Raw genomic sequence first — 17,514 nt, 5'->3', positions numbered from 1 at the left:
AGTGGTAAGCTAACCCGCCAGCAAATCCTGCAACCGATCCGTCGCGGCCTCGTCGCGGCGGATCGTTTCGTCTGTGGCGGCGGCGAGCAGCTCCGTCACGCTGCGCCCGCCGATCCGGCGCTGCGGCAGGATCTCGGCCAGCGGAGTCAGCACGAAGGCGCGCTCCGGGATGCGCGGATGCGGGATCTGCAGGCGCGCCTGGTCGATGATCGCATCGCCATAGGTCAGGATATCGATATCGAGCGTTCGCGGCCCCCAGCGCTCGCGGCGCTCACGGCCGCCGGCGCGCTCCAGTTCCAGGCAGAAGGCGAGCAGGTCCGCCGGCTGCAGCGAGGTCTCGACCAGCACGGCCATGTTGAGGAACTCGGGCTGGTCGGTCTTGCCCCAGGGCGGCGTGCGATAGATCGAGGACAGCCGGCCGAGCGCGATGTCCGGATGCGCGCGCAAGCCCTTCAGCGCCGCGGCGAAGGCCGCGACGGGGTCGCCGATATTGCCGCCGAAGGCGAGGGCGGCTTCAACCTTCACGCTGAAACCTCAACTGGATGCCGACCGAGCCTAGCGTCGCCGGGATCGGCGGCGCCGGCTTGCGCAAGGTGACCTCGATGCCCGTGATGGGCGGGAAGGCATCGAACAGCGCCAGCGCGACGGCCCGCGCCGCGCCTTCGAGCAGATGATAGCGGCTGGCCGTGAAGACCTCCGCGACGATCGCGACGGCGCGGCCGTAGTCGACGGTGTCCGCGAGCCGGTCGCTGGCCGCGGCGGCGCGCAGGTCGGCGTCGAGCACGAGGTCGAGCACGAAGCGCTGGCCGAGCCGCTCCTCTTCCGAGAAGAAGCCGTGATAGGCGTAGATATCGAGTTTCTCGATCAGGATGCGGCCGGTTTCGCTCACAGGTCTGCTTTCATGCTGTCTTCGATGGCCGCCCAGGTCTTGAGTGCGTCGATATGCGGGGCGACGTCATGGGCGCGGATGATGGCGGCGCCGCGGCTCGCGCCATAGAGATGCGCGGCGATGCTGGCGGCCAGCCGCTCGGCCGGAACCTCCCGGCCGGTGATCCGCCCGAGCGTCGATTTGCGGGAGGCGCCGAGCAGGATCGGGCAGCCGAGCACGGCGAGCCGGTCGAGATGGCGGATCAGGTCGAGATTCTGCCTGATCGTCTTGCCGAAGCCGATGCCGGGGTCGACGACGATCTGGCTTCGCGCCACGCCGGCCTGCGTCGCGATCGCGATCGAGCGTTCGAGGAAGCGCAGGACATCGTCGAAGATGTCGATGGAGGCGTCGATGCCCTCGCGGTTATGCATCAGGATGATCGGCGCGCCGGCTTGCGCCGCGACCGCGGCGATGCGCGGGTCGCGCTGGGCGCCCCAGACGTCGTTGACGATCGCGGCACCGGCCGCGAGCGCCGCCTCCGCCACCTCGGCCTTGTAGCTGTCGATCGAGATCGGAGTCTCGATCTTGGCCTTCAGCCCGGCGATGACCGGCAGCACGCGCCCCATCTCGGTCGCGGCATCGACGGCGGCATGGCCGGGCCTGGTCGATTCGCCGCCGATATCGACGATGGCCGCGCCTTCGCCAGCGAGGCGCGCGCCATGGGCGATCGCCGCCTCGGCATCCGCCAGCAACCCGCCATCCGAGAACGAATCGGGCGTCATGTTGACGATGCCCATGACGAGCGGCGTCGCGGGAAGCGCGAGGCTGCGGCCGTCGGGCAGGGTGAGGGCAGGGGGCATGCGAGTCCGCTGGTGGTTGGGCACAGGCGCTATACACACGCCGTGTAAATTCGGCCACAGAAAGCGGCCGATTGTCGCCATCGGCGGAAAGCGCCGGGAAGGGCTTTGACCCTGCCGGTGCCGGCGTGCAGAAGCGGGACATGGTCCCGCTCTCGCTGCCTCACCGTCTCATCCTCGTCCGTCATGGCGAAACCGACTGGAACCGGGAGGGGCGCCTCCAGGGCGGGCAGGACATTCCGCTGAACGACCTCGGCCGCCGCCAGGCCGCCGAGGCCGCCGAGCGTCTCAAGGCGCTGGAACCGGCCTATGCCGATCTCGCCTATATCGGCTCGCCGATGCAGCGCGCGCGAGAGACCATGGATATCCTCCGCCGCGAACTGACCTTGCCGGCCGGCGCATACCGGATCGACGACCGCCTGCGCGAGCTCACCTTCGGCGAGTGGGAAGGCTTCACATGGCGCGATATCCGCAAGGCCGAGCGCGAACAGGCGCATCTGCGCGAGCGCGACAAATGGGGCTTCGTGCCGCCGGGCGGCGAGAGCTATCGCATGCTGGCCGAGCGCGTCCGCCCGGTTCTGGAAGAGCTCCCGCGCGAAACGGTGATCGTCAGCCATGGCGGCGTCGCGCGTGCCATTCTGGCGCTGGTCGGCGCGGTGGCGCCGCGCGAGGCCTCGATGGTCGAGATCTGGCAGGGCAAGCTGCTCGTCGTCAGCGGGAACAAGGCGGACTGGCTCTGAGTTTGAGCCACAATCCTCAGCCCTCATCCTGAGGAACCGCGAAGCGGCGTCTCGAAGGATGCTTCAGGAGGCTCTGGAACCACCTGGAACGTCCTTCGAGACACGACCTTCGGCCGCTCCTCAGGTGAGGGCTCGAATAGATGAAGGATGGCATTCATGGCCGGTTCACGCGTGATTCCGCAGGGAGAATATGCTAGCGAGAAGGCGTGATGCGGCGGCCTGCCCGGCCGGGGGGCTCACGCGGATGTCGCGCGGCGGGAGCGACGATTCCGGTTTTCTTCACGAGGTGCCTGTTAGGGCATCGCACGACTGCGGGCAGGGTTCGCCACGGGGTCAGCGACGGGCCTATCAGCGCAGCGGGGCGCGATGAACGATATGACGAAGCTTCCGGCGGCGTCCGACGCGGCTGCCGCCGATCCCCTCGCCATGCTGGCTGGCGAGAAGCGTCCCGACCTGATTCGGGACGAAGTTCTGGCCGAGATTTTCGCGGCCACGGTTGCAGCGCGGCCCGATCATCCCGCGCTCACCGATCTGTCGCGGCGCATGAGCTATGCCGAGGTCTGGGCGGAAGCCGGGCGCCACGCCCGCGGCCTTCAGCTCGCAGGGATCGGGCCGGGCGACATGGTCGGCCTGTGGATGCCGCGCGGCATCGATCTGCTGGTCGCGCAGATCGCGATCACCCGGGCCGGCGCGGCCTGGATTCCCTTCGACGCCGAGGCGCCGGTCGAGCGTATCGCGACCTGCCTGAACGATGCCGACGCCAAAGGCATTGTCACCTGCACCGGCTGGACCGCCCGCGCCGAAGCGACGGAGCGCGCCGTCTGGACGCCCGAGGGTCTCGCCGCCGATGCCGACGGAGCCGAGCCGCCGGCCCGTCCGGCCGGGCTGACGGTCGAGCATCCCGCCTATCTGATCTACACCTCGGGCTCGACAGGCACGCCGAAGGCGATCGTCATCAGCCATCGCAATATCTGCCATTTCCTGCGTTCGGGTAACGCGCTCTACGGCTTCGGGCCGGACGATGTCGCCTTCCAGGGTGCTTCCGTCGCCTTCGATCTGTCGATGGAGGAGATCTGGACGCCTTATCTCGTCGGCGCGACGCTCTTCGTCGCTACGCCCGAGATGATGGGCGATGCCGAGAAGCTGCCGGCGATCCTGAACGAGGCCGGCGTCACCATCATCGACACCGTGCCGACGCTGCTCGGCATCCTGCCGGCCGACGTGCCCTCGCTGAAGCTGATCCTGCTCGGCGGCGAGGCGCTGCCGCCGGCGATCGTGCAGAAATGGTCGAAGCCCGGCCGGCGCATTCTCAACACCTATGGCCCGACCGAGGCGACGGTGGTGGCGACGGCCGCCGAGGTCGTCCCCGGCGAGACCGTGACCATCGGCAAGCCGATCCCGAACTACACGGCCTATGTCGTCGGCGAGGATCTGCGCCTCGTCCAGCCGGGCGAGCAGGGTGAGTTGCTGATCGGCGGGCCGGGCGTGGCCAAGGGGTATCACGGCCGCCCGGAACTGACGGCCGAGAAGTTCATCGCCAATCCCTTCACGGGGGTTGCGGGCGAGGGCGATCCGATCCTCTACCGCTCCGGCGACGCCGTCAGCCTCGACGAGAACGGCAATATCGTCTTCCACGGCCGCATCGACGACCAGATCAAGATCCGCGGCTTCCGCGTCGAGCTCGGCGAGATCGAATCCAAGCTCGCCGATGAGCCGGGCGTCGCGCAGGCGGCGGTCGTGCTGCGAACCGATGACGGTATCGAGCGCCTCGTCGCCTTCGTCGTGCCCGAGCCCGGCGTCGCGGTCGACGGACCGGTGCTGCGCGCGGCTTTGCGCGAGAAGCTGCCGCCCTACATGGTCCCGGCGCATTTCGAGGCGGCCGGCTCGCTGCCGCGCATGGTCTCCGGCAAGGTCGACCGCAAGATGCTCAAGGCGGCGCCCTTGACGGCGCCGAGCGCCGATGGCGAGCAGGAGCCGCCGCGCAATGCGACCGAGGCCGCGCTGCTGGAGGCGGCCAAGCGCGTGCTCGGCACGGCGAGCCTGCCGCTGGAAGCCGATTTCTTCGTCGATCTCGGCGGTCATTCGCTGCTGGCGGCCCGCTTCATCTCGATCGTGCGCGAGACGCCGGCCTATGCCGGCATCACCTTGCAGGACGTCTATGCGGCCCGGACGCTTCGGGCGATGGCGGCGCTCCTCGACGAGCGCGGCGTCGCCGAAGCCGAGGATCTCTCCTTCACGCCGCCGCCTTTCCTGCGCCGCTTCCTCTGCGGCCTCGCGCAGGCCGCGGCGCTGCCGGTCATCATCGGCCTCGCCACGGCGCAATGGCTCGGCGTCTTCGTCACCTACATGATCCTCTCGGGCGAGGACCTGCCGCTGCTCGGCCAGATCGCCGCGCTGCTCGGCGTCTATGTCGCGATCATCGTGGTGACCGGCCTGATCGCCATCGCGCTGAAATGGCTGGTGCTCGGCCGGACGAAGCCGGGCGTCTACCCGCTCTGGGGCGTCTATTACTTCCGCTGGTGGTTCGCCGCCCGCGTCGCCGGGCTCGTCCATATCAAGTGGCTGCAGGGCACGCCGGTGATGCGCTTCTACTGGCGCCTGCTCGGTGCCAGGGTCGGCCGCGACGTCATCATCTCCGATTACGAGGCCGGCGCCATCGACCTGATCGAGATCGGCGAGGGCACGAGCTTCGGCTCCAAGACCACCTTCGCCAATGGCGAGGCGATCGGCGACAAGCTGGTGATCGGTCGCATCAAGGTCGGCAAGGACGTCTCCGCCGGCGCTTCGGTCGTGCTCGGCCATGGCTCGGTCATCGGCGACCATGCCGAGATCGGCGATCTCACCGCCATCCCGCCCGGCGCCCATGTCGGCGAGGCCGAGATCTGGGACGGCACGCCCGGTCGCAAGATCGGCATGGTCGACGTCGCGGCCCTGCCGCCGCAGGCCGAGGCCTCGCCCGGCCGGCGCGCGCTCATGACCGCCTTCTACATCCTGATGCTGGTCGTGCTGCCGCCGGTCAGCCTGCTGCCGATCTTCCCGGCCTTCTGGCTGTTCGACAAGATCGACTACTGGATCGCCGGCTGGACCGAGATCAGCTATCTCTGGTTCCTGCCGATCCTGACCTGGCCGACCGCGATCGGCCTGATCGCCTTCACCGTGCTGCTGATGGCCGGGTTGCGCTGGGCGATCCTGCCGCGCGTGACCTCCGGCTCCTGGTCGATCCATTCCGGCTTCTACGCCCGCAAATGGACGGTGGCGTTGGCGACCGAGGTGACGCTGGAGACGCTCTCCTCGCTCTTCGCCACGATCTATATGCGCGCCTGGTACAGGCTGATGGGCGCTAGTATCGGCAAGGGCGCGGAGATCTCGACCAATCTCTCCGGGCGCTATGACCTGACCGGCATCGGCGCCGGCAACTTCATCGCCGACGAGGTCGTCTTCGGCGACGAGGACATGCGCCGCGGCTATATGCGCCTCGACGCCACGCGCACCGGCGACCAGGTCTTCGTCGGCAACGACGCGGTGGTGCCGCCGGGCGCCGTCATCCCCGACCGCGTCCTGATCGGAATCAAATCGAAGCCGCCGGCCAATGACCGCATGCAGGCCGGCGACACCTGGTTCGGCTCGCCGCCGATCCGCCTGCCGACGCGGCAGAAGGTCGATCTCGGCGCCGATTGGACCTACAGGCCCTCCTTCGCCAAGCAGTTCGGGCGCGGCCTGTTCGAGGCGCTGCACACCTCCTTCCCCGCGATGCTGTTCATCACATTCGGCACGATCGCGGTCGACATGGTCCTGCAGCAGAAGATCAACGAGGGCGACTGGACCGGACTCGTCCTGTCCTTCATGGGCGTCGCCATGGCGATCGCCATCGTCCAGGCGCTGATCTGCGCCGCCGTGAAATGGCTGATGATGGGCGTCTACAAGCCCGTGATGAAGCCGATGTGGTCATGGTGGGCGATGCGCACCGAGGCCGTCGCGGTGATGTACTGGGGCCTGGGCGGCAAGGTGCTGTTCGACTATCTGCGCGGGACGCCCTTCCTGCCCTGGTTCCTGACGCTGTTCGGCGCGAAATACGGCAAGGGCGTCTGGCTCGATTCCACGGATATCACCGAGTTCGACTGCATCAGGGTCGGAGATTTCTGCACGGTCAACGCTCACTCGGCCTTGCAGACCCATCTCTACGAGGACCGGGTGATGAAGGTCGGCCGCGTGCGGCTTGGCAAGGGCGTCTGCGTCGGCGCGGGCGCGACCGTGCTCTACGACACCCATGTCGGCGACTACGCCCAGATCGGCCTGCTCACCGTCATCATGAAGGGCGAGAACCTGCCGGCGCATACCCGCTGGGAAGGCGCGCCCGCCGCGCCGGCGAAGGGGCCGGCGCATTGAGATGGATGGTAGTGGCCGTTTGACCACCGGTCCCGGCACGGACTAAGACCTGCACGGATTTTCGCGCAGGTCTCCATGTCGCATAACAGCTTCGGCCATCTCTTCCGCGTCACCACCTTCGGCGAGAGCCATGGCCCGGCCATCGGCTGCGTCGTCGACGGCTGCCCGCCGCTGCTGCCGCTGACCGCGGCCGATATCCAGGGCGATCTCGACCGGCGCCGGCCCGGCCAGTCGCGCTTCACCACGCAGCGCCAGGAGCCGGACCAGGTCCGCATCGTCTCCGGGGTCTTTGCCCGCGAGAGCGACGGCGCGCAGGTCACGACCGGCACCTCGATCGGGCTCATGATCGACAATGTCGACCAGCGCTCGAAGGACTATTCCGACATCAAGGACAAGTACCGGCCCGGCCATGCCGATTACACCTATGATGTGAAGTACGGCATCCGCGACTATCGCGGCGGCGGACGTTCCTCGGCCCGCGAGACGGCGATGCGCGTCGCTGCCGGCGCCATCGCCCGCAAGGTCGTGCCCGGCATGATCGTGCGCGGCGCCCTCGTGCAGATGGGGCCGCACAGGATCGACCGCGCCAATTGGGATTGGGACGAGATCGGCCGCAATCCGTTCTTCTGCCCGGATGCCAAGGCCGCAGCCTTCTTCGAGGGCTATCTCGACGGCATCAGGAGGTCCGGTTCCTCGATCGGCGCTGTGCTGGAGATCGTCGCGGAAGGCGTGCCGGCCGGTCTTGGCGCGCCAATCTACGCCAAGCTCGATTCCGAGATCGCCGCCGCTCTGATGAGCATCAATGCGGTCAAGGGCGTCGAGATCGGCGAGGGCTTTGGCGCAGCCGAGCTCTCCGGCGAGGAGAATGCCGACGAGATGCGCGCCGGCAATGACGGCAAGCCGCTCTTCCTGTCCAACCATGCCGGCGGAATCCTCGGCGGCATCTCGACCGGCCAGCCGATCGTGGCGCGTTTCGCGGTGAAGCCGACCTCCTCGATCCTGGCGACGCGCGCGACCGTCACGCGCGCGGGCGGCGAGGCCGAGATGTTCACCAAGGGCCGCCACGACCCCTGCGTCGGCATCCGCGCCGTGCCGGTCGGCGAGGCGATGGTCGCCTGCGTGCTGGCCGACCAGTATCTGCGCCACCGCGCGCAGGTCGGCGTCGTCGAGCCGCGCTGGCCGTTCCAGGAATAGTCGCAGCGGAGTGGCTGTCCTTGGTGTCATGATCGGGCTTGTCCCGACCATCCCCGTCTCCGCGGTTGCGCATGGTGTTCAAGACGTGGATGCTCGCCACAGCGGCGAGCATGACGGAAAGGGCTGAGCGCGTTTGCATTTCAGCAATACTGAAAATGTATCGATCATTCATTGCGGATGAAGTTCTGCCGTATTAGCTTCGCGGCATGAAGCTCGACGTCTGGCTCCGGCAGAACAAGATCGCGCGCAGCGCCTTCGCGAAGCAGGTCGGCTTGTCGCCGGCCAGCGTGACCGCGCTCTGCAACGATCCGGCCGCCTGGATTTCCCGCGAAAGCGCCGAGCGCATCACCGCCGCTACCGGCGGCGCCGTCACTCCCAATGATTTCCTCGGCCTGTCCGGGCCGCGCGAGGCTGCCATGTCCAACAATGTTGCCGAGACCATCGATGCCTTCGCCCGCGGCGAGATCGTTATCGTCACCGATGACGACGATCGCGAGAACGAGGGCGATCTCATCGTCGCAGCCTCGCTCTGCACGCCGGAGAAGATGGCCTTCATCATCCGCAACACCTGCGGCATCGTCTGCGCGCCGCTGACCGCGAGCGAGGCGCGGCGCCTGCGGCTCGATCCGATGGTGTCCTCGAACGATGCCCCGCTCGGCACCGCCTTCACCATCACGGTCGACGTCAAGCACGGGCTGACCACCGGCATCTCGGCCGAGCAGCGCACCAACACGGTCCGTGCGCTCGCCAACGGCAATATGGGCGCGGCCGATTTCGTCCGCCCCGGCCATGTCTTCCCGCTCATCGCCAAGGATGGCGGCGTGCTCATGCGCTCCGGCCATACCGAAGCGGCCGTCGACCTGTGCAAGCTTGCCGACCTGCCGCAGGTCGGCGTCATCTGCGAACTCGCCAATGACGACGGCACGGTGATGAAGGGCGCGCAGATCACGGCCTTCGCCGAGAAGCACGGTTTGAAGCAGATCACCGTGGCGGACCTGATCGCCTATCGCCAGTCGCGCGAGAAGCTGGTCGAGCGCGTGCATTCCTTCCCGGTCAAGACCGAGTTCGGCGACGTGACCGGCCACGTCTATGTCACGCCCTTCGACAGCACCCAGCATTTCGCCTTCGTCATGGGCAAGCTCGGCGATGGCGAGAAGGTGCCGGCCCGCCTGCATCGCGCCGATGTCGTCGCCGATGTGCTCGGCGGCGCCGGCTCGATCCAGTGCGCACTGCGCCGCTTCCAGCAGGAAGGCAAGGGCGTGCTGATCTATCTGCGCGACGGCAGCGCCGGCGTGCCGATCAAGCCTGTGGACGACGAGAACTCGGACGCTTTGCGCAGCCAGCAATGGCGCGAGGTCGGCCTCGGCGCGCAGATCCTGCGCGATCTCGGCGTGCGCTCGATCGTGAACCTCGCCTCCTCGCCGCGCTCCTTCGTGGGCTTGAGCGGCTTCGGTATCGAGATCGCCGGGACGGCGCCGCTGGAATAAGCAGGCGCCCGGCGCTCACCCCTCCATCAGCGCCGAGACATGGGCGGTCGTCGATTTCGCAAGCGCGTCGAGATCGTAGCCGCCCTCCAGCACCGAGACGACCCGGCCGCCGGCATGGCGGTCGGCGGCTTCCATCAGCTTCTGGGTCGCCCAGGCGAAATCCGCCTCGCGCAGGTTGAGGCTGGCGAGCGGATCGCGCCAATGGGCGTCGAACCCGGCCGAGATCACCACGAGGTCGGGGCGGAAGGCGTCGAGCCGCGGCAGGATCGCCATCTCGAAGGCGTCGCGGAATTCGTCGGAGCCGTCGCCGGCACGTAAAGGTGCGTTGACGATCGTGCCCTGCGTGCCGCGCTCCATGGCCGAGCCGGTGCCGGGATAGAGCGGCATCTCGTGGACGGAGGCGTAGAGCACCGAGGCATCGTCCCAGAAGATGTCCTGCGTGCCGTTGCCGTGATGCACGTCCCAGTCGACCACCGCGACGCGCTCGGCGCGATGCGCCTTCTGCGCGTGGCGGGCCGCGATCGCGGCGTGGTTGAAGAAGCAGAAGCCCATGGCGCGCTCGCGCTCGGCATGGTGGCCGGGCGGGCGCATCGCGACGAAGGCGTTGCGGGCCGTGCCGGTCATCACCTCGTCGACGGCGGCGACCGCCGCGCCGACGCCGCGCAGCGCCGCCTCGATCGTGCCGGGGGAGATCAGCGTGTCCGCGTCGACCTGCACGAAGCCGGCGGCAGGTGCCGAGGCGATCAGCGCCTGCGCATAGGATTCGGAGTGGCAGAGCGCCACTTGAGCGAGCGTGCCGAGCGGTGCCTCCAGCCGAATCAGCGCCGCGAATCGTTCGGCCTCGAGGGCCTGCTCGACCGCCCTGATCCTGTCGGCGCATTCGGGGTGGCCCGGCGGCATCGCATGGGCGAGGCTGGCCGGGTGGGTGAAGAGCAGGGTCGTCAAGGCCGGTCACCTCCGCGTGAAAGGCGGCCGAGACGCCATGCGTGGCCGCTTTGCCACGCCAAACGGCCTTCTACTCCCGGGAAACGGAACCGGATTGCACCCTCGCCGTTTGAGGCCTAGTGCTTCGCCGAGCCGCCGCTTGTGGGGGAGCGCTCGGGCGACACGAAGCGTTAACGTTCGATTCATCATAAAGGCTGCCTTCGGGTCGGCTGGGTGGAGGCTATGAAGAAGACCGCTTTCGTTGCACTGGCGCTGTCCGCCCTGCTGGGTGCCTGCCAGTATAAGAGCGTGGCCGCTCCGGAGCTGTCAGCCCGTGACGCCGAATATATCGCGCTCGTCCCCAAGTTCGACACCTACCTGCCCTACCTTCCCTATGAGATCGCCGATCCGACCGGGCAGCCGCCCGGCACGATCTACATCGATACCAGGGAGAAGTTCCTTTATCTCGTCCTGCCGAACAAGAAGGCGATCCGCTACGGCGTCGCTACCGGCGAGGAGGCCTATGGCTGGACCGGCGAGGCCGTCGTGCAGCGCAAGGCGGAATGGCCGCGCTGGACGCCGCCGGCCGAGATGGTCAAGCGCTGGCCGCATCTGAAGCCGGTTGCCGGCGGCATGAATGGTGGCCCCAACAACCCACTCGGCGCGCGCGCGCTCTATCTCTACCAGAACGGCCGGGACACGCTCTACCGCATCCACGGCACCAACGAGCCCGAGACGATCGGCCGCTCGGCCTCCTCGGGCTGCATCCGCATGCGCAATATCGACGTGATCGACCTGTTCAACCGCGTTCCCGCGGGCGCCAAGGTCATCGTCGTCTGATCGGATTTGAGCGGCCCTGAGAATTGAGCGGGCGGCCTTCGGGCCGCCCGTTTTTCGTTTGGTGCCTTGGCTTCGACCGCCCTTGTCATTCCGGGGCTTCGCGTAAGCGAAGAATCCGGAATCCATGAACACGCCGTTTCCGTCACGGTCGGGCTTGTCCCGACCATCCACGTCCTCCCTCATGCAATGCGGTGCCCAAGACGTGGATGCTCGCCACAAGGGCGAGCATGACGACAAATGGAGCGGCGGCGTGTTCATGGGTTCCGGGTTCATGCCTGTGGCATGCCCCGGAATGACAAGGCGGCTTCGCAAAATTACGGTTCTCGGATGGTCTCGCCGGCATCGCCCAAGAAAAAGGCCGGTGGGAGCACGCTCCGCACCGGCCAAGTCATGGGTCTCGAAGGGGAGGTTTCAGTCGATGAAACCGTGGCGGAGAACGCCGGGCAGGTCGCCCCTGCGCGCTTCGCCGTGCTGCTTCAACGCAGGCGACATCTGTCGGGTTCCCGCGGCGACCGCCTGAAGCGCGATCGGGCGGAAGAGGGTCGCATAGGTCGCCCGCGCCGTGGCGTCGTGGAAACTCTTGCGGACCGGCGTCGGGGTATGGGCGTCGCGTTGAAGCATGGCTCCTGACTCAAGCTGTGAACCTCGTGCCGGCGGCTCGCGCCAGCCGACCCCTCCATCTCTGACACCTGATCGGGACGGCGCCGGGGCGCCTCTGTGATCTGTTCGTGGCGTTTTCCGGCGGGGATCCCGGATTCCGCCTTATTGCTGAACACGAAAAAAGGCCGGGCGATGCCGCCCGGCCGTCAATCTTCCCGCGATATCAGGCGTTCAGGCGAAGAGGCCTTCGGCCTTGGCCCAGTTCAGCGTCTTGTCGAGGGCGCGCTCGCAGCGGTTGAACATTTCCTCGATCTCGGCCTCGTTGATCACGAGCGGCGGGCAGAAGGCGAGGCGGTCGCCCATGGCGCGGGTGATGAAGCCCTCTTCCAGCGCATAGGCCACGGCCTTGGCGCCGACGCCCTTCTTTCCCTCGAACGAGGCCTTGGTCTGCTTGTCCTTGACCAGCTCGGCGCCGCCGATCAGGCCGACGCCCTTGGCCTCGCCGACAAGCGGGTGCTCGGCGAGCTTGTTCAGGCGGCGCAGGAAGGTCGACGAGACCTTCTCGACGTGGTCGACGATCTTCTCGCGCTGGTAGATCTCCAGCGTCTTCACCGCCACCGCGCAGCCGACCGGATGGCCGGCATAGGTGTTGCCGTGGCCGAAGGTGCCGATCTTGCGGCTCTGGTCGACGAGCACGTCATAGATCTTGTCGTTCATCATCACGGCGCTGAGCGGGAAATAGGCCGAGGTGATCTGCTTGGCGAGCGAGATCGAGTCGGCGTTGAGTCCGTAGGTCTCGGTGCCGAACATCTTGCCGGTGCGGCCGAAGCCGGTGATGACCTCGTCCGAGATGAACAGCACGTCGTACTTGGCGAGCACGGCGTTGATCTTTTCGAAATAGCCCTCCGGCGGGATGATCGCGCCGCCGGCGCCCATCACGGGCTCGGCGATGAAGGCGGCGACCGTATCCGGCCCTTCGCGCAGGATCATCTCTTCCAGCTCGGCGGCAAGGCGCGACGAGAAATCCTGCTCGCTCTCGCCGGGCTCGGCGAAGCGGTAGTGATGCGGGCAGGAGGTGTGCAGGATGCCCGGCAGCGGCAGGTCGAAATCGATATGGTTGTTCGGCAGGCCGGTCAGCGAGGCCGAGGCGACGGTGACGCCGTGATAGCCCTTCAGCCGCGAGATGATCTTCTTCTTCTGCGGGCGGCCGAGCGCGTTGTTGAGATACCAGACGATCTTGACCTGGGTGTCGTTGGCGTCCGAGCCGGAGGCGCCGTAGAACACCTTGGAGATCGGAACCGGGGCGATCTCCTTCAGCTTCTCGGCGAGCTCGATCGCCGGGTCATGGCTGCGCCCGCCGAAGATATGGGTAAAGGGCAGCTTCTTCATCTGCTCATAGGCGGTCTCGACCAGCTCCTGGTTCGAGTAGCCGAGCGAGGTGCACCAGAGCCCGGCCATGCCCTCGATATATTCCTTGCCGGAGGAATCGTAGACATAGATGCCCTTGCCGCTCTCCAGCACGAGCGGGCCCGTCTGCCGATGCGTGGCGAGGTTGGTATAGGGATGGACGAGGGTCTCGATATCCCGGACGGCGACGTTCGACAGCATGATGGGCTCCCGGCTCCGTTTAATATTCTTTCCAGTATACGCCGATATGACCGCAAATGTTGAGCTATTTTGGCGCAGGGGACGGTAGACTCTGCCGCAGGGCGCGCGAAACGGAAAGACCTCGCGCCAAACGGGCGAAGGGGCCGTTCACGCCGCCTGAAAACAAGCTACGCCTCTCCGAAAACGCGCGTCATCCCGGACGCGGCGAAGCGGAGATCCGGGATCCGTGCCTGAACCTTGATCGGCAACGCTCCGGAATGGATCCCAGGTCAAGCCCGGGATGACGACGTGGTCTCTCAGGAAATGACCTATGGTACGAGGGGCGGCGGTGTGAAGCGGCCGCCCAGCTCCTCCAGCATCGCGCCGACGGCGATGGCCGTGCGGTCCTCGCCGAAGGGCGCGATGATCTGGACGCCCAGCGGCAGGCCTTCGCGCGAGCGCATCACCGGCGCCGACAGGGCCGGCAGGTCCGCTCCCGTGGCAAGTGCCGCCCAGAGCAGGAAATCGAGATAGGGTCGCGGCTCGCCGTTCACGATCAGACGCCGCGCATGGATATCCGGTCCGTGGTCGTGCGCGATCGCGGCGACCGGAGCCGGCGGGCAGAGCACGACGTCATGGCGGCTGAAGAAGCTGGCCCATTGCCGCTTCTGGGCGAGCCGGCGCTGGCTGACCTGCTGGTAGAGGCCGGGCGTCATCCGGGCTCCGCGTGCCTGCAGGGCCTGATGCGACAGGTCGTTCGGGCTGAAACGCGCGGCTTGCGCCTGGATGCGGGCGCGCACCTTCGGCGGCAGGCCATAGGCCACGACGGCATGATTCAGGAGCGCATAGACCTCGAAGGCGTCGGCAAAGCGGATCGAGGGGCGCGCCGTCTCGTCGACGATCGCGCCGGCCTCGGCCAGGCGTCGCGCGGCCTCGCGCACGGCGTCAGAGACCTCGCGGTCGACCGGCGCGAAGGGATCGTCGGCCCAGAGCGCGACGCGCAGGCCCTTGGCGCTGGTCCGGCGCGGCTCCGTCAAGACAGGGGCGAGTAGGGCGGTATCGCGCGGTCCGGCGATCACCGGCAGGATCAGGTCGAGGTCCTCGGCGGCACGGGTGATCGGCCCGGCGACCATCAGATCGACATTGCGCAGGGTGCGCCGCTCGGGCGGAGGCGGGATCGCGCCCCAGGTCGAGACCAGCCCCCAGCTCGTCTTGAGCCCGAACACGCCGCAGGCATGGGCCGGCCAGCGGATCGAGCTGCCGAGATCGGAGCCGAGCTCGAAGACGCTCATGCCGGTCGCGACCGCGACCGCGGCCCCGCCCGAGGAGCCGCCGGGCGAGCGCGCCTCGTCCCAGGGATTGTTGGTCACGCCATGGGCCGGGTTGTAGCTCTGGAAATCGCCGGAGAAGACCGGGACGTTGGTCTTGCCGACGATCACGACGCCGGCGGCCCGCAGTCGTGCCACGGCGGCGGCATCCTCGGCCGGCACGCGCTCGCGATAGGCCGGTAGTCCGCCGGAGGAGGGCAGGCCGGCGACGTCGAAGGCGTCCTTGATCGTGATCGGCAGCCCTTCGAGCGGGCGGGCGGTGCCGTTGGCGATGCGCTTATCCGAGGCCTTCGCCATCGCACGGGCGGCGTCGCGATCCTGCGCTACAATGGCATTGAGGCGCGGGTTCAGCGCATCGATGCGGGCAAAACTGGCTTCGAGCAGGTCGGTGGCGCTGAAGCGGCGGGCGAGCAACGCCTGGCGCAGAGCCGTGGCGGAGGCCGTCAGGTCGATGCCGTCAGCCATGGCCGCTCACCCGGCATCGACGGCGCGGGCGAGGTCGCGCCAGACCAGCACGAGCCTGTCGAGCTCGGCGAGGTCGCCCGGTTTCAGCTTGCCGAGCGTGCTGGCAACGAAATCGCGCTGAGCGGCGATGCCGGCTTCGGCGAGGCGGCGGCCCTCCGGCGTCAAGTGCATCGCGTAGGAGCGCCGGTCGCCGGCGATGGCGCGGCGCTCGACCAGCCCCGCCTGCACCAGCCGGTCGACGAGGCCGGAGACATTGCCCTTGGTGACGTAGAGCCGCTCGGCCAGCTCGCTCTGGCTGATGCCTTCCTGCTCGGTCAGGGTCGAGAGCAGGTCGAATTGCGGGATCGAAAGGCCGAGCGTGCGGATTCGCGCCGTCATCTGCATCAGCATGCGCTGGTGCAGCCGCATGAAGCGGAACCAGACCCGGTCCGGTTCCGTCACGGCCTGTGGCGCGGCTTTCGCTGCGGTCATGGCGTTTCCCCCGCTCGTGAAGGATCAGACCTAAACCATCTCGCGCGTGCAGGCGAGCCTCCGATCGGATGACTTCCCTTTCGCGGAAGCCCGTCGCTATCTTCACCGGAAAATGATCTCGGGAGGACATGCGCATGCTTGGCCTGATGCAGGACTGGCCCCTTCTGCTCCATCGCATCATCGACCACGCCGCCGTCCAGCACGGTACCCGCGAGGTGGTGAGCCGCGCCGTCGAGGATGGCGCCTTGAGACGTCGCAGCTATGTTGAGATCCGCATCCGTGCCCTGAAGGTGGCGAAGCGCCTGCAGCGCCAGGGCATTGCCCTCGGAGACCGGGTCGCGACGCTCGCCTGGAACACCGACCGCCATCTCGAACTCTGGTATGGCATCAGCGGCATCGGCGCGATCACGCATACGGTCAATCCGCGCCTCTTCCCGGAGCAGATCGCCTGGATCATCGAGCATGCCGAAGACCGTCTGCTTTTCCTCGACCTCACCTTCGTGCCGATGATCGAGGCGATCCAGGACAAGCTGACGAGCGTCGAGCGCTACATCGTGCTCACCGACGCCGCGCATATGCCGCAAACCAATCTCAAGGGCGCCGTCGCCTATGAGGACTGGCTGGCCGAGGTTGATGACGACTTTGCCTGGGGCCGCTTCGACGAGAACACGGCGGCCGGGCTCTGCTACACCTCGGGCACGACCGGCGGGCCGAAGGGCGTGCTCTATTCCCATCGCTCCAACGTGTTGCACGCGCTCGCCTGCGCCGCGCCGGACTTCATGGGCCTGTCGGCGCGCGACACGGTATTGCCGGTGGTGCCGCTCTTCCACGCCAATAGCTGGTCGCTGGCCTATTCCGCGCCGATGACCGGCGCCAAGCTGGTCATGCCGGGCGCCAAGCTCGACGGTCCTTCGTTGCATCAACTGCTGGAGGAGGAGGGCGTGACCATGACGGCGGCGGTGCCGACCGTCTGGCTCGGGCTTCTCCAGCATCTGGAGGCGACCAGTGGCAAGCTTTCGACGTTGAAGCGCGTCGTCATCGGCGGCTCGGCCTGCCCGCGTGCGATGACGGAGGTCTTCGAGCGCAAATACGGCGTCGACGTGGCCCATGCCTGGGGCATGACCGAGATGAGCCCGCTCGGCTCCTTCTGCTCGCTGAAGCCGGTCTATCAGGGGCTGGAGGGTGACGCGCTCTACGATCTCAAGGTCAAGCAGGGCCATCCGCCCTTCACGGTCGAGTTCCGCCTCACCGACGATGCCGGCCGCGACCTGCCCTGGGACGGCCAGACCTTCGGCCGGCTCAAGGTGCGCGGGCCGGCGGTCGCGGGCGCCTATTACCGCAGCGATGGTGCCATCCTCGACGACCACGGCTTCTTCGACACCGGCGACGTCGCGACGATCGATCCCGCCGGCTACATGCAGGTCACCGACCGCTCGAAGGATGTGATCAAGTCCGGCGGCGAGTGGATCTCCTCGATCGATCTCGAAAACCTCGCGGTCGGCCATCCCGACGTCGCGGAAGCCGCGGTGATCGGCGTTGCCCATCCGAAATGGGACGAGCGCCCGCTGCTGGTCATCGTGCCGAAACCCGGCCGCACGCCGGGCAAGGACGAGATGCTCGCCTTCATGGCCGGCAAGATCGCGAAATGGTGGCTGCCGGACGATGTCGTGCTGGTCGAGGCGATTCCTCACACCGCGACCGGCAAGATCCAGAAGACCAAGCTGCGCGAGATGTTCAGGGATTACCGATTGCCGGCGTGATTGGGCT

At 67.5% G+C, this 17,514-nt stretch carries 14 protein-coding genes; 6 read left to right on the top strand and 8 right to left on the bottom strand.

Annotated features, from left to right (window positions below):
* Positions 1 to 9: 9 nt before the first annotated feature.
* Genes folK through folP form a run of 3 tightly spaced genes read right to left on the bottom strand, consistent with a single transcriptional unit; the run spans position 10 to position 1,728 of the window.
* Positions 10 to 525, bottom strand: a complete 516-nt coding sequence (gene folK / locus OCUBac02_RS20825; RefSeq protein WP_047581595.1) for a 2-amino-4-hydroxy-6-hydroxymethyldihydropteridine diphosphokinase — start codon at positions 523 to 525, stop codon at positions 10 to 12.
* Complete coding sequence (folB, locus tag OCUBac02_RS20820) at positions 515 to 889, bottom strand: dihydroneopterin aldolase (protein ID WP_173048343.1); 375 nt, start codon at positions 887 to 889, stop codon at positions 515 to 517. The genes folK and folB overlap by 11 nt, the downstream gene beginning before the upstream one ends.
* Complete coding sequence (gene folP / locus OCUBac02_RS20815) at positions 886 to 1,728, bottom strand: dihydropteroate synthase (protein WP_173048341.1); 843 nt, start codon at positions 1,726 to 1,728, stop codon at positions 886 to 888. Before folP ends, folB begins: the two co-directional genes overlap by 4 nt.
* A 140-nt stretch (positions 1,729 to 1,868) precedes the next feature.
* On the opposite strand from folP, the gene OCUBac02_RS20810 reads away from it, so the two are divergent.
* The 4 genes from OCUBac02_RS20810 to ribB all read left to right on the top strand — a co-directional run bounded on the left by OCUBac02_RS20810 (position 1,869) and on the right by ribB (position 9,532).
* Positions 1,869 to 2,465, top strand: coding sequence for a histidine phosphatase family protein (locus OCUBac02_RS20810; RefSeq protein ID WP_173048339.1), 597 nt, complete (start codon positions 1,869 to 1,871; stop codon positions 2,463 to 2,465).
* Between the two features lie 366 nt (positions 2,466 to 2,831).
* Positions 2,832 to 6,851, top strand: coding sequence for a Pls/PosA family non-ribosomal peptide synthetase (locus tag OCUBac02_RS20805; RefSeq protein ID WP_173048336.1), 4,020 nt, complete (start codon positions 2,832 to 2,834; stop codon positions 6,849 to 6,851).
* A 75-nt stretch (positions 6,852 to 6,926) separates the two neighbouring features.
* On the top strand, positions 6,927 to 8,045 hold the full coding sequence (aroC, locus tag OCUBac02_RS20800) for a chorismate synthase (protein WP_173048334.1): 1,119 nt from the start codon (positions 6,927 to 6,929) through the stop codon (positions 8,043 to 8,045).
* A 206-nt stretch (positions 8,046 to 8,251) separates the two neighbouring features.
* Positions 8,252 to 9,532 (top strand): 3,4-dihydroxy-2-butanone-4-phosphate synthase, encoded by a 1,281-nt coding sequence (gene ribB / locus OCUBac02_RS20795; protein ID WP_173048332.1) that lies wholly within the window; start codon positions 8,252 to 8,254, stop codon positions 9,530 to 9,532.
* 15 nt (positions 9,533 to 9,547) lie between these two features.
* Here ribB and OCUBac02_RS20790 read toward each other — a convergent pair whose 3' ends face one another.
* Positions 9,548 to 10,477: a histone deacetylase family protein gene (locus tag OCUBac02_RS20790; protein WP_173048330.1), complete on the bottom strand. Its 930-nt coding sequence runs from the start codon at positions 10,475 to 10,477 to the stop codon at positions 9,548 to 9,550.
* Positions 10,478 to 10,699: 222 nt separating this feature from the next.
* Here OCUBac02_RS20790 and OCUBac02_RS20785 point away from each other — a divergent pair, with 222 nt between their 5' ends.
* A complete protein-coding gene (locus OCUBac02_RS20785; protein ID WP_173048328.1) occupies positions 10,700 to 11,296 on the top strand; it encodes a L,D-transpeptidase in 597 nt (198 codons plus the stop codon).
* A 411-nt stretch (positions 11,297 to 11,707) separates the two neighbouring features.
* Here OCUBac02_RS20785 and OCUBac02_RS20780 read toward each other — a convergent pair whose 3' ends face one another.
* From OCUBac02_RS20780 to OCUBac02_RS20765, 4 genes are all read right to left on the bottom strand, one after another.
* Positions 11,708 to 11,917: a hypothetical protein gene (locus tag OCUBac02_RS20780; protein ID WP_173048326.1), complete on the bottom strand. Its 210-nt coding sequence runs from the start codon at positions 11,915 to 11,917 to the stop codon at positions 11,708 to 11,710.
* A 210-nt stretch (positions 11,918 to 12,127) separates the two neighbouring features.
* Positions 12,128 to 13,504: an aspartate aminotransferase family protein gene (locus OCUBac02_RS20775; protein WP_173048324.1), complete on the bottom strand. Its 1,377-nt coding sequence runs from the start codon at positions 13,502 to 13,504 to the stop codon at positions 12,128 to 12,130.
* Between the two features lie 308 nt (positions 13,505 to 13,812).
* The gene (locus tag OCUBac02_RS20770; protein ID WP_173048322.1) at positions 13,813 to 15,276 is read right to left on the bottom strand and encodes an amidase; all 1,464 of its coding nucleotides are present in this window, start codon (positions 15,274 to 15,276) and stop codon (positions 13,813 to 13,815) included.
* Positions 15,277 to 15,282: 6 nt separating this feature from the next.
* Positions 15,283 to 15,747, bottom strand: coding sequence for a MarR family winged helix-turn-helix transcriptional regulator (locus OCUBac02_RS20765; RefSeq protein ID WP_047582478.1), 465 nt, complete (start codon positions 15,745 to 15,747; stop codon positions 15,283 to 15,285).
* Between the two features lie 134 nt (positions 15,748 to 15,881).
* Between OCUBac02_RS20765 and OCUBac02_RS20760 the strand changes: the two genes are divergently transcribed.
* Positions 15,882 to 17,507, top strand: coding sequence for a long-chain-fatty-acid--CoA ligase (locus OCUBac02_RS20760; protein ID WP_173048320.1), 1,626 nt, complete (start codon positions 15,882 to 15,884; stop codon positions 17,505 to 17,507).
* Positions 17,508 to 17,514 lie beyond the last annotated feature (7 nt).

The sequence above is a fragment of the Bosea sp. ANAM02 genome (assembly GCF_011764485.1).
In the GTDB taxonomy this organism is placed as follows: Bacteria; Pseudomonadota; Alphaproteobacteria; order Rhizobiales; family Beijerinckiaceae; genus Allobosea.
This window is presented reverse-complemented; position numbering and strand designations above follow the sequence as displayed.

What these genes read in the sequence shown, in the direction of transcription:
- folP (WP_173048341.1), bottom strand. Translation starts at nt 1,728, where the DNA reads ATGCCCCCTGCCCTCACCCTGCCCGACGGCCGCAGCCTCGCGCTTCCC.
- OCUBac02_RS20810 (WP_173048339.1), top strand. Translation starts at nt 1,869, where the DNA reads ATGGTCCCGCTCTCGCTGCCTCACCGTCTCATCCTCGTCCGTCATGGC.
- OCUBac02_RS20805 (WP_173048336.1), top strand. Translation starts at nt 2,832, where the DNA reads ATGAACGATATGACGAAGCTTCCGGCGGCGTCCGACGCGGCTGCCGCC.
- aroC (WP_173048334.1), top strand. Translation starts at nt 6,927, where the DNA reads ATGTCGCATAACAGCTTCGGCCATCTCTTCCGCGTCACCACCTTCGGC.
- ribB (WP_173048332.1), top strand. Translation starts at nt 8,252, where the DNA reads ATGAAGCTCGACGTCTGGCTCCGGCAGAACAAGATCGCGCGCAGCGCC.
- OCUBac02_RS20785 (WP_173048328.1), top strand. Translation starts at nt 10,700, where the DNA reads ATGAAGAAGACCGCTTTCGTTGCACTGGCGCTGTCCGCCCTGCTGGGT.
- OCUBac02_RS20780 (WP_173048326.1), bottom strand. Translation starts at nt 11,917, where the DNA reads ATGCTTCAACGCGACGCCCATACCCCGACGCCGGTCCGCAAGAGTTTC.
- OCUBac02_RS20775 (WP_173048324.1), bottom strand. Translation starts at nt 13,504, where the DNA reads ATGCTGTCGAACGTCGCCGTCCGGGATATCGAGACCCTCGTCCATCCC.
- OCUBac02_RS20770 (WP_173048322.1), bottom strand. Translation starts at nt 15,276, where the DNA reads ATGGCTGACGGCATCGACCTGACGGCCTCCGCCACGGCTCTGCGCCAG.
- OCUBac02_RS20765 (WP_047582478.1), bottom strand. Translation starts at nt 15,747, where the DNA reads ATGACCGCAGCGAAAGCCGCGCCACAGGCCGTGACGGAACCGGACCGG.
- OCUBac02_RS20760 (WP_173048320.1), top strand. Translation starts at nt 15,882, where the DNA reads ATGCTTGGCCTGATGCAGGACTGGCCCCTTCTGCTCCATCGCATCATC.